General features: G+C 46.1%; 13 protein-coding genes. 8 read left to right on the forward strand and 5 right to left on the reverse strand.

What is annotated here, in order from left to right; translation table 11 throughout:
• The 8 genes from R7Z78_RS11180 to R7Z78_RS11215 all read left to right on the forward strand — a co-directional run bounded on the left by R7Z78_RS11180 (window position 1) and on the right by R7Z78_RS11215 (window position 11710).
• Entirely contained in the window at window positions 1-1026 is a 1026-nt protein-coding gene (locus R7Z78_RS11180; RefSeq protein WP_025768199.1) for an ABC transporter permease, read from the forward strand.
• A 2-nt stretch (window positions 1027-1028) separates the two neighbouring features.
• Complete coding sequence (locus R7Z78_RS11185; RefSeq protein WP_005380040.1) at window positions 1029-2012, forward strand: ABC transporter ATP-binding protein; 984 nt, start codon at window positions 1029-1031, stop codon at window positions 2010-2012.
• Between the two features lie 47 nt (window positions 2013-2059).
• Window positions 2060-3055 (forward strand): ABC transporter ATP-binding protein, encoded by a 996-nt coding sequence (locus tag R7Z78_RS11190; RefSeq protein WP_104975569.1) that lies wholly within the window; start codon window positions 2060-2062, stop codon window positions 3053-3055.
• Window positions 3056-3118: 63 nt separating this feature from the next.
• Complete coding sequence (locus tag R7Z78_RS11195; protein WP_104975570.1) at window positions 3119-4858, forward strand: glycoside hydrolase family 9 protein; 1740 nt, start codon at window positions 3119-3121, stop codon at window positions 4856-4858.
• 2 nt (window positions 4859-4860) lie between these two features.
• Window positions 4861-5751 carry an N-acetylglucosamine kinase gene (locus R7Z78_RS11200; RefSeq protein ID WP_104975571.1) on the forward strand — a complete coding sequence of 297 codons (891 nt, stop codon included), beginning with the start codon at window positions 4861-4863 and terminating at the stop codon, window positions 5749-5751.
• Between the two features lie 8 nt (window positions 5752-5759).
• Window positions 5760-7679 carry a beta-N-acetylhexosaminidase gene (locus R7Z78_RS11205; RefSeq protein ID WP_104975572.1) on the forward strand — a complete coding sequence of 640 codons (1920 nt, stop codon included), beginning with the start codon at window positions 5760-5762 and terminating at the stop codon, window positions 7677-7679.
• Between the two features lie 84 nt (window positions 7680-7763).
• Complete coding sequence (locus R7Z78_RS11210) at window positions 7764-10172, forward strand: GH36-type glycosyl hydrolase domain-containing protein (RefSeq protein WP_104975573.1); 2409 nt, start codon at window positions 7764-7766, stop codon at window positions 10170-10172.
• Window positions 10173-10297: 125 nt separating this feature from the next.
• Window positions 10298-11710 carry a phosphoglucomutase/phosphomannomutase family protein gene (locus R7Z78_RS11215; protein WP_104975574.1) on the forward strand — a complete coding sequence of 471 codons (1413 nt, stop codon included), beginning with the start codon at window positions 10298-10300 and terminating at the stop codon, window positions 11708-11710.
• A 158-nt stretch (window positions 11711-11868) separates the two neighbouring features.
• On the opposite strand, the gene R7Z78_RS11220 is transcribed toward R7Z78_RS11215, so the two are convergent.
• From R7Z78_RS11220 to R7Z78_RS11240, 5 genes are all read right to left on the reverse strand, one after another.
• Window positions 11869-12900 carry an ABC transporter ATP-binding protein gene (locus R7Z78_RS11220; protein WP_005380055.1) on the reverse strand — a complete coding sequence of 344 codons (1032 nt, stop codon included), beginning with the start codon at window positions 12898-12900 and terminating at the stop codon, window positions 11869-11871.
• Entirely contained in the window at window positions 12900-14525 is a 1626-nt protein-coding gene (locus R7Z78_RS11225) for an ABC transporter permease (RefSeq protein ID WP_005386564.1), read from the reverse strand. The genes R7Z78_RS11220 and R7Z78_RS11225 overlap by 1 nt, the downstream gene beginning before the upstream one ends.
• 99 nt (window positions 14526-14624) lie before the next feature.
• Window positions 14625-15638, reverse strand: a complete 1014-nt coding sequence (locus R7Z78_RS11230; protein WP_005386566.1) for a Fe(3+) ABC transporter substrate-binding protein — start codon at window positions 15636-15638, stop codon at window positions 14625-14627.
• A 152-nt stretch (window positions 15639-15790) separates the two neighbouring features.
• Window positions 15791-17020, reverse strand: coding sequence for an ammonium transporter (locus R7Z78_RS11235; RefSeq protein WP_005386568.1), 1230 nt, complete (start codon window positions 17018-17020; stop codon window positions 15791-15793).
• A 27-nt stretch (window positions 17021-17047) separates the two neighbouring features.
• Window positions 17048-17386 carry a P-II family nitrogen regulator gene (locus R7Z78_RS11240; RefSeq protein ID WP_005386570.1) on the reverse strand — a complete coding sequence of 113 codons (339 nt, stop codon included), beginning with the start codon at window positions 17384-17386 and terminating at the stop codon, window positions 17048-17050.
• Window positions 17387-17558: the final 172 nt, after the last annotated feature.

Genomic DNA, 17558 nt, shown 5'->3' on the forward strand with positions numbered 1-17558 from the left:
ATGAAAGAACTATTCAAACTTATTTTGGGTAACGCATTTGCTCGCATTGGTCTTGGCATTGTTACGCTGTTCGTGTTCGTTGCGATTGCCGCTCCTTTACTTACAAAGCATGCGCCAGACAAGCGAACCGGTAACCCACACGAATACCCAAGCTTTGTTGTAAAACAGGCACAAAACAATCCTGATGGTTGGGTCGCTAAAAACCTAGCAGACGATCGTCGTACGCTGATTATGTCTAAAAAGGCTGACCACGTATTAGGTACTAGCCGAATGGGTCGCGATATCTGGTCGCAAGTGGCTTACGGTGCACGAGTATCACTGGGTGTAGGTTTTGGCGCTGGCATCATCGTGTGCTTCTTAGCAACAGTCATTGGTATATCGGCAGGTTACTTCGGAGGCAAAGTGGATGACGTATTGAGTGCCGCGATGAACATCATGTTAGTAATTCCGCAGTATCCATTGCTATTCGTGTTGGCGGCCTTTATCGGTGAAGCAGGCCCACTCACCATTGCCTTGATTATCGCTGGTACTTCTTGGGCATGGGGTGCACGTGTTGTCCGCTCTCAAACTATGGCACTACGCGAGAAAGAGTTCGTTAAAGCTGCCGAAGTATTGGGAGAGTCTTCATTCCGCATCATCTTTGTTGAGATTTTACCAAACCTTATCCCAATTGTCGGTGCGAGCTTCATTGGCTCGGTAATGCTGGCGATCAACACTGAAGCGGTCATTTCGTTCCTAGGTTTGGGTGATGCCAACACGATCAGTTGGGGCATCATGCTTTACAACGTGCAAACCTCATCAGCCATGCTGATTGGCGCATGGTGGGAAGTACTAGCACCTTGTATTGCCCTAACATTACTGGTTACTGGTCTTGCTCTGTTGAACTTTGCCGTTGACGAAATTGCGAACCCTCAACTTCGTTCTCACAAAGGCATGAAACGCTGGAAAAAACTAGCAGCAAAAGACAAGAAAGAGCGTGAGCCTGAACTGGCACCACAAAATGCACTATGGAGCGGAGATAAATAATCATGACTGCACCACTAATTTCCATCCGTAACCTATGCGTAGACTACATCACAGACGCGGGCGATGTCCGCGCCTGTAACAACGTGAGCTTCGACATTGCACCCGGTGAAGTATTCGGTCTGGCTGGTGAATCTGGCTGTGGTAAATCCACTGTTGCCTTCTCACTAATGCGCCTTCATAAGCCGCCAGCGTTTATCACAGGTGGTGAGGTTATCTTCAACGGTGAAGATATCCTTCAGTACAGCGATGATCGCATGCAAGCGTTCCGCTGGAGTGAAATGTCGATGGTATTCCAGAGTGCGATGAACGCTTTGAACCCTGTTCTAACCATGGAAGAGCAGTTCTGTGACGTCATCATGCGTCATACCAATATGACTCGCGCTCAAGCAAAAACACGCGCTGAAGGTCTGCTGGAAATCGTTGATATCCACCCTAGCCGATTGAGTGATTACCCGCACCAGTTCTCTGGTGGTATGCGTCAACGTCTAGTAATCGCAATCGCTTTGGCTCTGAACCCAAAAATGATCATCATGGACGAACCGACTACCGCATTGGATGTAGTGGTTCAACGTGAAATTCTACAAAAAATTTACGCGCTTAAAGAAGAGTTTGGTTTCTCAATTCTATTCATCACACATGACTTGTCATTGATGGTCGAGTTCTCGGATCGTATCGGCATCATGTACTCAGGTGAGTTGATTGAAGTCGCGCCTTCTAAGCAAATTCTGGAAAGTCCTTACCACCCTTACACCAAAGGTTTGGGTAGCTCTTTCCCTCCACTAACTGGACCAAAGACCAAATTGACTGGTATTCCAGGTAACCCGTTGAACTTGCTAGAAGTACCACGGGGCTGCCGCTTCCAAGCTCGTTGCGATCGCGTACATGAAGCATGTACACGTGTACCAACCCAATTACGTCAAATTGAACCAGGTCGCCTCTCAAATTGCCATTTGTACGGCGACACCATTGCTCAAGCTAAGGTTTAACAACAAAAAAACGCTAGCTAAGAACAAAAATTACACTGGAGAGAATTATGAGCAAACAATTCGGCGAACTGCTGATTGAGGGTAAAAATGTCGTTAAGGACTTCCCTTTAAACAGTAACTCAATCAAACAATCTAAGATGCGCGCAATCAACGATGTCTCTTTCAAAATGTACAAGAGCCGCGGCTTGTCAGTGGTAGGTGAATCTGGTTCAGGTAAGTCTACTACTGCAAAAATGATTGCAAAAATGTACGCACCAACCGATGGCATCATTGAATACAAAGGTCGTGATATCCAAGACATCACCTCTCGTCACGATTTAATGACCTACCGTGAAGGTGTTCAAATGGTGTGGCAAGACCCGTTTGGCTCGCTAAACCCAACGCACAATATCTTCCACCATATTGCGCGCCCGCTGCTGATTCATAAGAAAGTAGCACCGGGCAACAAGAAAGAACTGGAAGAGCGTGTGTACGACCTACTTGAACAAGTTGGTCTTATTCCACCAAAAGAAACGGCGCAAAAGTTCCCGCACCAGCTATCTGGCGGTCAGCGTCAACGTGTAAACCTAGCTCGTAACATCGCAGTTGGTGCAGAAGTGGTATTGGCGGATGAGCCAACATCGATGCTCGATGTATCAATCCGTGCCGGTGTTCTGAACTTGATGGAAGAGATGAAGTTCGAGAAACAAATGTCTCTGCTTTACATCACTCACGACATCGCAACAGCGCGTTACATTGCTGAAGATCTCGCGGTCATGTACGTAGGTCACATGGTTGAATGGGGCGATACTGAAGAAATCATTCACGATCCTCAACACCCATATACACAACTGTTGGTATCTGCGGTTCCAGATCCATCGAAGTCTATTCACGAGAAACTGAAAGGCAACAAAGGGGAAATCCCACTTTGGACACCAGTATCTGTCGGCTGTCCATTTGCTGGACGTTGTGTACACGCTACCGACAAATGTCGCGAACGACTACCGGGCGTCACTCAACTGTCCGACAACCACTTTGTCCGCTGTTACTTATTTGAAGATTAATCATAACGAGGGTCAGGTTCAGCCTGGCCCATTCCTGTTTTTATCGTTTCCCGGAGACATTGAATGCTGCTACTGACTAACCACATTGGTTATGAACGTCTGGGCCCAAAGAAAGCCATTATCCAGACCGAACAACCACACTTGTCTTCTTACACTGCTCAATTGATTTGTGCCACTAGCGAGCAAACCGTGGCAACTTTTGCGGTTGAAGAACAAGGTAAAGTGGCGAACTGGCATCAGGGCTATTTCTACCTCATCGACTTTTCCTCTTTCACAACGTCAGGTGACTATTTCTTGCAAGTAGAAGATACGCGCTCTTCCTCTTTCATCGTTGGCGAACACATTCTGTTGGATCAAACTTTGTCAGATGTGATCCACTACTTCAAATCGCAACGTTGCGGCGGGATCTTCGATCAACAAGATCGACAACTTCCAGTACTAAACTCCAATAAAAAGGTTGATGTACACGGCGGCTGGTACGACGCATCAGGAGACGTTAGCAAGTATTTAAGTCACCTTTCATACGCGAATTATTTGAATCCTCAACAAACCCCAATGGTGGTTTGGAACATCCTAAAAGGGGCTTCATTGCTTGAAGGAAGCGAAGACATTGCAGCTTTCACACGTACACGTCTGATTGAAGAAGCCCTGTTCGGTGCAGACTTTCTTGTGCGTATGCAAAACGAAAAAGGCTTTTTCTACATGACGGTCTTTGACAAGTGGAGCAAAGATACTGCGCAACGCGAGATTTGCGCGTACGAAACTCAACTTGGTCACAAATTTGACGACTATCAAGCAGGCTTTCGACAAGGTGGCGGTGTCGCCATTGCAGCGCTAGCGGCAGCGTCGCGTTTAAGTGTTCACGGTGAATACGATCAACAAAAATACCGCAACGCTGCCGAAAATGGTTACTGGCACTTAAAAGAGCACAATACACAGTACCTCAATGATGGGGAAGAAAACATTATCGACGAATACTGTGCGCTACTGGCTTGTGTAGAACTGTTTAAAGCAACCAAAGAAACTCGCTACTTGGAAGAGAGCCGTTTGTGGGCGCAACGTTTAGTTGCACGCCAAATGAGCGACGAGCAGATTCAACACTTTTGGTCAGCAAACCAAGACGGCAGCCGTCCATATTTTCACGCAGCCGAAGCAGGTCTACCAGTTATTGCCCTATGCGAATATCTATCAATTGAAGACGACTCAGCACGAGCGGAATCGGTAAAACGTATCGTCAACCTAGCGTGTGAGTTTGAGATCACAATATCGAATAAAGTGATCAACCCATTCGGTTACCCTCGCCAATATGTTAAAGGCGTAAATGAGTCAAAACGCGAGGCATTTTTTGTCGCACACAACAATGAATCCGGCTATTGGTGGCAAGGCGAGAATGCTCGACTTGGCTCACTCGCGACCATGGCGTACCTTGCTCAACCGCATATAGCGTCGCAAGAAGTACAGCAACAACTTTCTGTGTTTGCTCAAGATGCATTGAACTGGGTTGTAGGCTTAAACCCATACGACATGTGCATGCTAGATGGCCATGGTCGTAACAACCCTGATTACCTCCCTCAATATGGTTTCTTCAACGCAAAAGGTGGCGTGTGTAACGGAATCACTGGCGGCTTTGAAGACGAGGAAGATATTGCATTTAACCCACCTGCACAAAAAGAAGACGTGTTACAAAACTGGCGCTGGGGCGAACAATGGATCCCGCATGGCGCTTGGTACTTACTCGCGATAATGAGTCAGGCTCAGCATGTTTCTCAGTTGGCGACCTCTAAAAATATGAAGGAAGAATAATCATGGGAATGTATTTTGTCGGTATCGATGGTGGCGGCACGTCATGTCGAGCCAGGATTAAAGATTCACAAGGTAATTTTCTTGGCGAGGCCAAAAGCGGCAGTGCCAACATCATGCTAGGTGCTGAAATAGCAATGGCTTCGATTCTTGAATCCATCACTTCGGCTACCGAGCAAGGCGGTCTAACACAACAAGATTTCGCGTCGATGCACGTCGGCTTAGCCCTTGCTGGCGCAGAGCACAAAGCATCTTGGCAAGCCTTCATGTCTCTTCCTCATCCATTTGCCAGTATAACTCTGAATACCGATGCTTACGGTGCGTGCGTTGGTGCGCACAATGGCGAAGATGGCGCAATCATGATTGCGGGAACCGGTTCTTGTGGCATCTACCTTAACGGATTGGAGCAACACGTTGTCGGTGGTCGTGAGTTCCCTATTTCGGATCAAGGTGGCGGCGCAGTGATGGGGCTACGCCTAGTTCAGCAAGTTTTGTTAGCAGAAGATGGCATCAGAGAAAAAACGCCCCTAGCACAACACGTTATGACGCATTTCGAAAATGAGGTCGACAACGTGGTGGCGTGGTCAAAACAGGCGCTTCCTCGTGATTATGGGCAGTTTTCTCCGGCTATTTTCCAACATGCGGAACAAGGCGATGCACTGGCCATTGAAATGCTGAAGCAAACCGCAGCGGATATAGAAATGTTTCTCGTGGCATTAAACAAGCGCGGCGCAACACGTATTTGTTTAATGGGCAGCATAGCTGAACGCATTGTACGTTGGCTTTCACCACCAGTTCAGCAATGGATTGTTGAGCCACAGTTTGACGCGATTGAAGGCGCAATTATGTTTGCTGGCAAACCAGAACATAACCTTTACTCGCTCAGTGCGGCGTAGGAGTAGATATGGAATATCGTGTTGATCTCGTAGTCCTCTCTGAGCAGAAACAAAACTGCCGCTTTGGCCTTACCTTTCATAACTTGAGCGACCAAGACCTGAACAGCTGGAGCTTAACTTTCGCTTTCGATCGTTACATTCTTCCAGACAGCGTTTCAAATGGTCAACTGACTCAAATTGGTAGTTTTTGCACACTTAAACCAGAAGGGGTGGTACTGGCTGCCAACCATCACTATTACTGTGAATTCAGTATTGGTTCGAACCCATTCCGTTATTACTCGGATGGCTTTAACGAAGCGATGATCAACTTTGTCGTTGATGGAAACCCACAGCGCGCACAAGTGGATGTCACGCCTATCGTATTAGCTTCACCATACCGTGAACGCAGTGAGATTCCGGCAAGTTTAACCCATGCACAGCCCTTGCTGCCAAAACCAAACCATATTGAGGTCAGCGATCACTATTTTAGCTTTGATCATCATGCTGGCGTCGCGGTTTATTCAAGCCTGGCCAATTCAGCTAAAGAATGGCTACTTGAAGAGCTTAAGCGCATTCACCAATTTGAGTTCGCATCAGACAATGGCAGTCAGATCATCTTCAAAGGCAACCCAACCTTGGATGAAGGCGCTTACAAACTGAAAGTAGCCGAAGAGTCAATCAAAATTGAAGCAGGATCTTCGTCTGGTTTTACCCATGCTTGTGCAACGTTATTACAACTAATCAAAGTTGGCGATCAACCTAACTCAATGGAAGTAGTTTGCTGTTCAATCAAAGACAGGCCACGTTTTCGTTACCGCGGTATGATGCTGGATTGTGCTCGTCATTTTCACTCCGTTGAGCAAGTCAAACGCTTGATCAACCAACTGGCTCATTACAAGTTCAATACGTTCCATTGGCATCTTACCGACGATGAGGGTTGGCGAATTGAAATCAAATCACTGCCTCAACTGACCGATATTGGTGCTTGGCGCGGATTGGATGAGATCAATGAACCACAGTACACGCACTTTGATGAACGTTACGGCGGCTTCTACACACAAGAAGACATCAAAGACGTTATCGAATTTGCATCGCAACGCGGCATCACCATCATTCCTGAAATTGATGTACCTGGTCATTGCCGAGCCGCCATCAAGTCGTTACCACACCTATTGGTAGAAGCGGAAGATACCACCGAATACCGCAGTATTCAGCATTACAACGACAACGTCATTAACCCTGCTCTGCCGGGGAGTTATGAATTTATCGACAAAGTGCTAGAAGAAGTCTCTGCGCTTTTTCCTGCGCCTTACGTTCATATTGGTGCCGACGAAGTACCTAACGGCGTATGGTCAAAAAGCCCAGCATGCCAAGCACTAATGGAACAACTGGGTTACAGCGACTACAAAGATTTGCAAGGACACTTCTTGCGTTATGCCGAAGACAAACTTCGTAAATTGGGCAAACGCATGCTGGGCTGGGAAGAAGCTCAACACGGCGACAAAGTCAGTAAAGATACGGTGATCTACTCATGGCTAAGCGAAGAAGCGGCATTGAACTGTGCTCGCCAAGGCTTTGATGTGGTGCTGCAACCAGCACAAACCACTTACCTAGATATGACCCAAGACTACGCACCTGAAGAGCCGGGCGTGGACTGGGCAAACCCACTGCCACTAGAAAAAGCTTACAACTACGAGCCGCTCGCTGAAGTGCCTGCTGACGACCCAATACGTAAGCGCATTTGGGGCATTCAAACAGCATTATGGTGCGAAATTATCAATAACCAACCTCGCATGGACTACATGATCTTCCCTCGTTTAACTGCAATGGCAGAAGCATGTTGGACAGACAAACAACACCGAGATTGGACCGACTATTTATCACGCTTGAAAGGCCATCTACCTCTGCTTGATTTGCAGGGAGTGAATTACCGTAAACCGTGGAAGTAATACAAAACTGATGTCGAAACATCACGCTTGAAGAGTTTTTAAATTTTGGCTGCTGATGCAGCTTCGTAAAAAGGAAAGACACAAATGAAATACGGCTATTTCGATAACGAGAATCGCGAATACGTCATCACTCTCCCTGACGTACCAGCACCATGGACCAACTACCTAGGTACTGAGAAGTTCTGTACGGTTATCTCGCACAACGCGGGTGGCTACTCGTTCTACAACTCTCCAGAATACAACCGTGTTACTAAATTCCGTCCAAATGCGACATTCGATCGCCCAGGACACTACGTTTACTTGCGTGATGATGAGACATCTGATTACTGGTCAATCTCTTGGCAACCAGTTGCGAAGAGCCTAGACGAAGCAAACTACGAAGTTCGTCACGGCTTGTCTTACTCTAAGTTCAAATGTGAATACAGCGGTATTACCGCAACAAAAACTCTGTTCGTACCAAAAGGCGAAGACGCTGAAATCTGGGATGTAGTGATTAAAAACACCTCTGACAAACCACGTACGATCAGTGCATTCTCATTTGTTGAGTTCTCATTCAGCCACATTCAATCTGATAACCAAAACCATCAAATGTCTCTGTACTCGGCAGGTACGGCTTACAACGAAGGTGTGATTGAATACGACCTGTACTACAACACTAACGATTTCGAAGGCTTCTACTACCTAGCGTCAACGTTTGATCCAGATTCATACGACGGTCAACGTGATAGCTTCCTAGGTCTATACCGCGACGAAGCAAACCCACTAGCAGTAGAACAAGGTAAGTGTTTTAACACCGCACAAACGTGTTACAACCACTGTGGCTCTCTGCACAAGCAATTTACTATCCAACCAGGTGAAGAAGTTCGCTTTGCTTACATTCTAGGTATCGGTAAAGGCAACGGTGAGCGTCTACGTGCTAAGTACCAAGACCTTGCAGAAGTCGACAATGCATTTGCTGGCATCAAAGCACACTGGGATGAGCGTTGTGGCAAGTTCCAAGTGAAATCGCCAAACGAAGGCCTAGACACCATGATCAACGCTTGGACGTTATACCAAGCGGAAACTTGTGTGGTGTGGTCTCGTTTTGCTTCATTCATCGAAGTAGGTGGTCGTACTGGTCTTGGTTACCGTGATACAGCGCAAGATGCGATCTCAGTTCCTCACGCTAACCCTGCAATGACGCGTAAACGTATCGTTGACCTACTGCGCGGTCAAGTGAAGGCGGGTTACGGTCTACACCTATTCGATCCAGATTGGTTCGATCCAGAAAAAGCAGACGTTAAACCATCGAAGTCACCAACCGTAGTTCCAACACCTTCTGATGAAGACAAAATTCACGGCATCGAAGACACTTGTTCCGATGACCATCTATGGCTAGTTCCAACCATCTGTAAGTACGTGATGGAAACCGGTGAGCACAGCTTCTTTGACGAAGTGATCCCTTACGCCGACGGTGGCGATGCAACGGTTTATGACCACATGAAAGCCGCGCTAGACTTCTCGGCTGAATACGTAGGTCAAACCGGTATCTGTAAAGGTCTGCGTGCAGACTGGAACGACTGTCTGAACCTAGGTGGCGGCGAATCATCAATGGTGTCGTTCCTACATTTCTGGGCACTGCAGGAGTTCATCGACCTAGCGAAATACCTAGGTAAGGAGGCTGACGTTGAAAAATACACGGTGATGGCAGCAAACGTTCGTGAAGCGTGTGAAACCCACCTTTGGGATGACGAAGGTGGTTGGTACATCCGTGGTCTGACGAAGAATGGCGACAAGATCGGTACTGCGCAACAAGCGGAAGGCCGAGTACACCTAGAGTCAAACACACTTGCGGTACTTTCTGGTGCGGTATCTCAAGAGCGTGGCGAAAAAGCGATGGACGCTGTCGATGAGAACCTGTTCTCTGAATACGGCCTTCACCTAAACTCACCATCTTTTGCAACACCGAATGATGATATCGGCTTCGTAACTCGTGTTTACCAAGGCGTAAAAGAGAACGGTGCGATATTCTCGCATCCAAACCCATGGGCTTGGGTAGCTGAAGCGAAACTGGGTCGTGGTGATCGTGCAATGAAGTTCTACGATGCGCTAAACCCATACAACCAGAACGACATCATCGAAAAACGTATTGCAGAACCATACTCATACGTACAGTTCATCATGGGTCGTGACCACCAAGACCACGGTCGTGCAAACCACCCATGGTTAACAGGTACGTCAGGCTGGGCTTACTTCGCTGTTACCAACTTTATCCTTGGTGTGCGTACAGGCTTCGATGGCCTAACTATCGATCCATGTATCCCAACGAACTGGCCTGGTTTCGAAGTGACTCGTCAATGGCTAGGTGCAACGTACAACATCAAAGTCGTTAACCCAGACTCAGTAAGCAAAGGCGTTAAGTCGATTACTGTGAACGGTGAAGCAGTGAATGGTGCCTCTGTCCCAGTTCAAGCGGAAGGTTCAGTAAACGAAGTTATCGTTACTCTAGGTTAATCATCTTTTGGGGGAGTCCTTCTCCCCTTTTGATTTATCCGGTGCATTTATGTTTTACAAGTGCATCGGTTCGCTAGCAAAGATTTAAGACGCGGTGGGATGCCGCTCTTATCGAGGATCGAATCATGATCAAATTTGGTACAGGCGGTTGGCGTGCATTTATTGGTGAGGAGTTCACCAAAGATAACGTACGCTTGGTTGCCCAAGCAGTTGCAAACATCACGAATAACGAATCGGTTGCTGATCGCGGTTTTGTGATTGGCTATGACCGTCGTTTTCTTTCCGATAAAGCAGGTCGTTGGTTCGCTGAAGTTCTAGCAGCAAACGGCATTATGGTTAGCTTTATCGACAAATTTGTCCCAACACCTATCGTAATGTTTAAAGCGAAAGAAATGGGCTGCGCATACTCGGCATGTATTACCGCATCACACAACCCTGCCGATTACAACGGCATTAAAGTCTTCATTGAAGGCGGTCGTGACGCAGATGAAATCATCACCCAAAAAATCGAATCACAAATAGACGCGCTCACTGCGCACGATGTAAAAAGCGTCGACTTTGAACAAGCGGTTGAAGATAAGCTGATTGAAATCATCAATCCGATGAACGAATTCGTTGACTCAATCATCGACTTTATCGACATCGAAGCGATCAAGAAGGCGAATTTACGTGTTTTGATCGACCCAATGTTTGGTGTCGCGAAAAACGCACTGCAAACCGTATTAATCAACGGCCGCTGTGACGTTGATGTGATTAACGATGGCAAAAACCCAGATTTCGGTGGGTTAATGCCTTCGCCAAGCGCTGCAACACTCTACCGTTTGATGCACCTAGTGAAAGAGCAAGGTTACGATATTGGCATCGGTACTGATGGCGATGCGGACCGTCTTGGTATTATCGACGAAAAAGGTAACTTCATTCATCCAAATGAAGTGCTACTGCTGCTTTACTACTACCTACTTGAATACAAAGGCTGGAAAGGCTCCGTGGTACGTAACATCGCAACCACCCACCTTCTCGATAAAGTCGCCAAAGATCATGGCGAGAAATGCTTTGAGGTTCCTGTAGGCTTTAAGCACATCAGCTCCCAAATGGAAGCGGATGACTCACTGATTGGCGGGGAAAGCTCTGGTGGCCTAACCATTCGCGGCCACATCAAAGGTAAAGACGGCGTATTCGCATCAAGCCTATTGGTAGAAATGATTTCAGTAACCGGCAAGAAGCTGTCTGAGTTGCTGGATGAAATCTACGGCAAGTACGGCTATGCCTACATGGCAGAAGGCGATTGCAAGTTCAAACCAGCGCAAAAAGACGTACTGTTCAACAAGATTTATGTTGAAAAGCAGTTGCCTGAGTTTGAGTTTGAAATCGAAAAAGTCAGCTATGAAGATGGTGCGAAAGTCTACTTCAAAAACAGCGGTTGGATCATCGCTCGCTTCTCTGGCACTGAGCCACTGCTACGAATTTTTGCAGAGATGCAAGATAAGGACACTGCGGAACGTGTTCTTCAACAGTTTAAAGACTTCTTGTCTTTATAACTGAACCTTGTGCCCGCTTCGCGCACTATGATGAGAGTCGACGCTGTCTGAAAAGGCGCTCATCAAAAAGGAGAAGAGCACTTGCCCGGCCTCACTGCCGGGCTTTTTTATTGTATGTTGGAAAGTCGTAAACGAGATAGCAAAGATACTCAGGACCGTTAAGCAAATGCCAGGACGCCTTGCGTTTCAATTTTCACCGCGACGGACTCACCTATATTTAATGCTTGCGAAGCTGTAGCTAACAAACGGTCACCATTCGCGTTAATCACATAACGGCAGTGATCACCCATAAAATGCTGTTCCAATACGGTTACCGAACTATCTTCATCGGATTGAATTTGCACATGCTGCGGTCTTAGCAGTAAAGAGCACTCCGCCTGTACTGGAATATCTTGTTGAGCCGTGGCTTCAACCACGCCCAAGTGGGTTTCATATTCTGAATTCGAAACCCGTTTAGCAGCAAGGTAGCTGCCACCACCTAAGAAATCAGCGACAAATTTACTTGAAGGCTGGTAGTAAAGCTCAGATGCTGTGCCATATTGCTCGATGACTCCATTGTTCATCACTGCCATTTTATCGGCGAAAGCAAAAGCCTCTTCACGGCTATGCGTAACAAAAATGGCAGTCACACCTTGGGCCTTAAAAATCTTACGGATCTCACTTATCAACTCATGGCGAACTTGCGTATCAATATTAGAAAACGGTTCATCCAGTAACAGTAAGTCTGGGCTGTAAGCTAATGAGCGAGCAATCGCAACACGCTGCTGCTGTCCACCAGACAATTGATGAGGATAACGATCGCCATAACCTTGAAGATGCACGAGTTCTAACATCTCTTGAACTTTGGCATTTTTCTCTTTTGTCGAGCACTGCTTTAAGCCAAAGGCAATGTTTTGCTCCACCGTCAAGTGAGGAAAAAGTGCGTAATCTTGGAAAATCATCCCGATATTACGCTGTTCTGGCGGCAACCAGTTTTCCCCATCATCAATTGTGACGCAATTTAGACTCATTTCGCCTGACGTTAACGGCAATAATCCCGCAACGGCCTTTAATAGTGTTGTTTTCCCACAGCCACTGGCTCCTAGCAAACAGACAATCTGCCCTTGTTCTACCTCAAGAGACAATGATTCGAGTACGGTTTGATCGTCATATTGGCACGTTAGGTTTTTAATTGATAATGCACAGCTCATCAGTGATTTTGCTCCAGTGAACGGTTAACAACAACAAGCGGGATCAACCCAACAAGAACCAACAGAACCGCTGGCAAAGCGGCCAATTCTAAATGCTCATCCGAGGCGAAGTTATAAACGTATGTGGCTAGTGTTTCAAAGTTAAACGGACGAAGTAACAAAGCCGCATTAAGCTCTTTCATCGACTCGATAAACACTAATAAAGCCGCAATCAGTGCACCGCGCTTAACCAGCGGAAAGTGCACGCGCCACAGCATGGCATTGGGCTTACAACCCATAGTGCGCGATGCCATATCTAACGACGGAGAAATTTTATTTAAATTACTTTCGATACTACCAATCGCTACCGCGGAAAAGCGCACAACCATGGCAAATACTAGTGCGAACATGGAACCAGAAAAGATAAGTCCCGGCCTTCCCCACTCCATGGCTTTAGCAACGTCGTTGACACGATGATCCATAAACAGCACAGCGACCATCACACCGATGGCTAGTACCGTTCCTGGTACTGCATAGCCCATAGAAGAAAGACGCATAAATGCCAAGCTTTCTCGTTTACCATTGACTCGATGGGTAAAGTTAACGATCAGTGCGACAGCAACACCAATAATCGCAGCAATAACAGACACAACTAAGCTGTTCCATGCGTATTCACGAAACTCTGAGGTCCAACTCTGCGCAAAATAAGTGATCGCATAATCAATCAGCTGTAGTAGCGGCAAAATAAACGCGACCGAAACCAAGCCCCAGCACCAAACTAGTGCGGTCCACTTTTTCCAGCCCGTCAACTCGTAACGAAAATCTTCGTGACTGTTAAATTGGCTTTGAAAAAGCTTTTGTTTACGGCGGCTGTATCGTTCGGCACTAAGAAGCAGTACTACAATGACGAGCATCATGGCAGAAATCTTGGCTGCCGCATTAAGATTAGAGTACCCCAACCAAGTATCGTAGACCGCTGTGGTTAACGTATTCACCGCGAAGTAACTTACCGTACCAAAGTCACCAATGGTCTCCATTGCGACCAATGATAAACCCACTGCGATAGAGGGTCTTACTAACGGCATCGAGATGCGCCAAAAGCTTTCCCATGGAGAGCACTTGAGCAAACGCGCGCTTTGCAATAAAGAGACATTTTGCTCCATAAACGCAGCCCGGCACAATAAATACACGTAAGGATACAACACCAAAGCTAACACAAAGGTCGCGCCAGGCAACGTACGAATGTCAGGGAACCAATACTCGCCAGGTCCCCATCCGGTTACATCACGCAAAAAGATTTGAATTGGACCAGCAAAATCAAACCAATCAGTAAAAATATAACCAATGATATAACCTGGCATTGCAAGAGGTAGCACCAATGCCCACTGCAACCATTTTTCGGTCGGCAGTTTACACATGGCCATTATCCAAGCGCTTGGAATACCAAGAATTAAGGACAGCACCATTACGCCAACAGTTAGCGCAACCGTGTTAAAAATATAAGTCGGCATGACCGTTGCCATTAAATGAGCAAACAAATCATCCGTTTCACCAATTGCGGTGTAGAAGATCGCTAAGATCGGCAAAACCAGTAGCAGAGTTATTACCCCACTACTGGTTTTCCATAAAGAGTGTTTATCTTTCATCGCCTAATTACTGCAAGGCTGTATGAAATACAAATGCTGTTGCAAATACATCTCATATCCTTTAATCAAATGGGGGTACTGTTATACCCCCACAAGGAATTAAAGGTCAAATTTCACTTCATCTAATAGCTTAATTGCCGCTTCGTGGTTGGCTGCAATATCGTCTAGAGAAAGCTTGTCTGCTTTAAAGTCACCCCAAGATTCCACAAGCTCAGAACGCTTCACGCCTTCTTTAACTGGGTACTCGTAGTTAACTTCTGCGTACATTTGCTGCGCTTTGTCACCCGTTAGGAATTCCATTAGCTTCACAGCATTGTCTTTGTTTGGAGAGTACTTAGCCATCGCCATACCAGAGATATTCACGTGAGTGCCTGTAGTCTCTTGGTTAGGGAAGTTGATGTAAACTGCATCAGCCCAAGCTTTTTGCTCTTTGTCGTTAACCATTTTACCTAGGTAGTAGCTGTTACCCAGAGAAACATCACATAGGCCTTCTTTGATCGCTTTAACTTGTGCACGATCGTTGCCTTGTGGTTTGCGAGCAAGGTTTGCTTTCACGCCTTCTAACCACTCTTTGGTTTCTGCTTCGCCATTGTGAGCAATCATTGCTGAAACTAGAGAAACGTTGTACGGGTGCTTACCGCTACGAGTACAAATTTTACCTTTGAACTCTGGCTTAGCTAAGTCTGCGTAGTTGAAATCTGCGCCTAGTTTACCCACGCGATCACGTGATGAATAAACGCTACGAGAACGTAGAGTTAGAGCAAACCACTCATTCTCTTTATCTTGGTATTGAGCAGGTACGTTTTCTTCAATGATTTTGCTATCGACTTTCTGAACTAAACCTTTGTTTGTCAGTTCAGCTAGACGGCTGATGTCTGTCGTAAGAATAACGTCAGCAGGGCTGTACTCACCTTCTTGAGCTAGCTTTTCTGCTAAGCCTTTTTTAGCAAATTTTACGTTTACTTTGATACCAGTTTCTTTAGTGAACTCATTGAACATAGGTTCAACTAGGAAAGGTTGACGGTAAGAGTAGACGTTCACTTCTTCAGCAGCCATTGCTGTTGGAGCTAGAGTAGCGCAAGTTAGTGCTGAAAGAGTTAGCAGTTTTTTCATTGTTTAATCCTTTACCATGCTAATGATAACGTTTATCAGTTGCGTTATTATATGTATGTTCAATAAGAAGACAATGACGAATATTAAAAAACCTGCTCATCGGAGCAGGTTTTATTGTGTTAAGTGTGTAACCATTTATTACAAGCTAATGATTATTTCACCGTAACAAACTCTGGGTAAGCACCAACACCACAATCATGCATGTCCATACCTTCCATTTCTTCATCTTCTGTAACGCGAATCCCAACGGTCGCTTTCAAGATTGCCCACACAACTAGGCTAGCACCAAATACCCAAGCAAAGATAACTACGGCACCTAAAAGCTGTGCACCAAACGTTGCATCACCGTTGCTCAGTGGCACTACCATTAGGCCGAAGAAACCACACACACCGTGAACTGAGATAGCACCTACTGGATCGTCAATTTTAAGTTTATCTAGAGCAATGATACTGAATACTACTAGTGCACCCGACACCGCACCAATCGCAACCGCGTACAGTGGTGATGGCGATAGAGGGTCTGCAGTGATGGCAACCAAGCCAGCTAGCGCGCCATTGAGGATCATCGTTAAATCGGCTTTACCCCAAGTAGTTTTACAAACGAATAGCGCCGCAATTGCACCAGCAGCCGCTGCTGCGTTAGTGTTTAGAAAGATCTGACCTACCGCTGTAGCATTCTCAAAATCTGAAACCATCAACTGAGAACCACCGTTAAATCCAAACCAGCCAAACCAAAGGATAAAAGTACCCAACGTTGCCAAAGGCATGTTAGAACCTGGAATCGGATAGATTTCACCATTTTTACCGTACTTACCCTTACGCGCGCCAAGCAGTAACACACCAGCAAGAGCAGCAGAAGCACCTGCCATATGTACGATACCAGACCCCGCAAAGTCACTAAATCCAGCTTCTGCTAGGAAGCCTCCACCCCATGTCCAGTAACCTTCCATTGGATAGATAAACGCAGTTAAAATCGCAGAGAAAATCAAGAAAGACCAAAGCTTCATGCGCTCAGCTACCGCACCAGAAACGACGGACATAGCAGTTGCAACGAAGACAACTTGGAAGAAGAAGTCAGACTCTAAAGAGTGGTCGGCCCCTTCACCTTGAGTACCAATTAGCGTACCAAATGAAGGTAACCAGCCTCCTTCTCCATTATCGACATACATGATGTTATAACCGACAATCAGAAACATCGTGCATGCGATGGCGTACAAACAGATGTTCTTCGTAAGAATTTCTGTTGTGTTTTTAGAGCGCACAAGGCCAGCCTCTAGCATCGCAAAGCCTGCTGCCATCCACATTACCAACGCACCGGAAATGAGGAAGAAAAAGGTGTCAAGTGCGTAACGTAACTCGGTTACTGTTGTTGTTAATTCCATAATAAGTATCTCCAATCCTTTGAATTCTTAAAGTGCTTCTGCGTCCATTTCGCCAGTTCGGATACGCACCGCTTGGTTCAGATCGTAAACAAAAATTTTACCGTCGCCGATTTTTCCGGTTTGCGCAGCTTTTGTAATTGCTTCAACAACGCGATCTACATTGTCTGCGTGAGTCGCGATTTCAATTTTCACCTTTGGTAGAAAATCGACTTGATACTCTGCACCGCGATACAATTCCGTGTGACCTTTTTGACGACCGAACCCTTTAACTTCTGATACTGTCATCCCTTCGATACCGACATCAGCCAATGCTTCTCGTACATCGTCTAATTTAAACGGCTTAATAATGGCATTGATTATTTTCATTGAGTTATCTCCGAAGCTTTCATCCTGAAACACTTCTTATAATCCAATCTACGTGCCAAGTTTTTAAGTTATTGAATAATAAAAACTAACCTCAATTTACATATCTATAAACAAAAAGGGCGCACCATATCGGTGCGCCCTTTTCACAAATTTAAAGCAACGGCAGAGAAGT

This window comes from Vibrio sp. 1167, from assembly GCF_033340375.1.
GTDB classification, from domain to species: domain Bacteria; phylum Pseudomonadota; class Gammaproteobacteria; order Enterobacterales; family Vibrionaceae; genus Vibrio; species Vibrio alginolyticus.

What these genes read in the sequence shown, in the direction of transcription:
- R7Z78_RS11180 (WP_025768199.1), top strand. Translation starts at nt 1, where the DNA reads ATGAAAGAACTATTCAAACTTATTTTGGGTAACGCATTTGCTCGCATT.
- R7Z78_RS11185 (WP_005380040.1), top strand. Translation starts at nt 1,029, where the DNA reads ATGACTGCACCACTAATTTCCATCCGTAACCTATGCGTAGACTACATC.
- R7Z78_RS11190 (WP_104975569.1), top strand. Translation starts at nt 2,060, where the DNA reads ATGAGCAAACAATTCGGCGAACTGCTGATTGAGGGTAAAAATGTCGTT.
- R7Z78_RS11195 (WP_104975570.1), top strand. Translation starts at nt 3,119, where the DNA reads ATGCTGCTACTGACTAACCACATTGGTTATGAACGTCTGGGCCCAAAG.
- R7Z78_RS11200 (WP_104975571.1), top strand. Translation starts at nt 4,861, where the DNA reads ATGGGAATGTATTTTGTCGGTATCGATGGTGGCGGCACGTCATGTCGA.
- R7Z78_RS11205 (WP_104975572.1), top strand. Translation starts at nt 5,760, where the DNA reads ATGGAATATCGTGTTGATCTCGTAGTCCTCTCTGAGCAGAAACAAAAC.
- R7Z78_RS11210 (WP_104975573.1), top strand. Translation starts at nt 7,764, where the DNA reads ATGAAATACGGCTATTTCGATAACGAGAATCGCGAATACGTCATCACT.
- R7Z78_RS11215 (WP_104975574.1), top strand. Translation starts at nt 10,298, where the DNA reads ATGATCAAATTTGGTACAGGCGGTTGGCGTGCATTTATTGGTGAGGAG.
- R7Z78_RS11220 (WP_005380055.1), bottom strand. Translation starts at nt 12,900, where the DNA reads ATGAGCTGTGCATTATCAATTAAAAACCTAACGTGCCAATATGACGAT.
- R7Z78_RS11225 (WP_005386564.1), bottom strand. Translation starts at nt 14,525, where the DNA reads ATGAAAGATAAACACTCTTTATGGAAAACCAGTAGTGGGGTAATAACT.
- R7Z78_RS11230 (WP_005386566.1), bottom strand. Translation starts at nt 15,638, where the DNA reads ATGAAAAAACTGCTAACTCTTTCAGCACTAACTTGCGCTACTCTAGCT.
- R7Z78_RS11235 (WP_005386568.1), bottom strand. Translation starts at nt 17,020, where the DNA reads ATGGAATTAACAACAACAGTAACCGAGTTACGTTACGCACTTGACACC.
- R7Z78_RS11240 (WP_005386570.1), bottom strand. Translation starts at nt 17,386, where the DNA reads ATGAAAATAATCAATGCCATTATTAAGCCGTTTAAATTAGACGATGTA.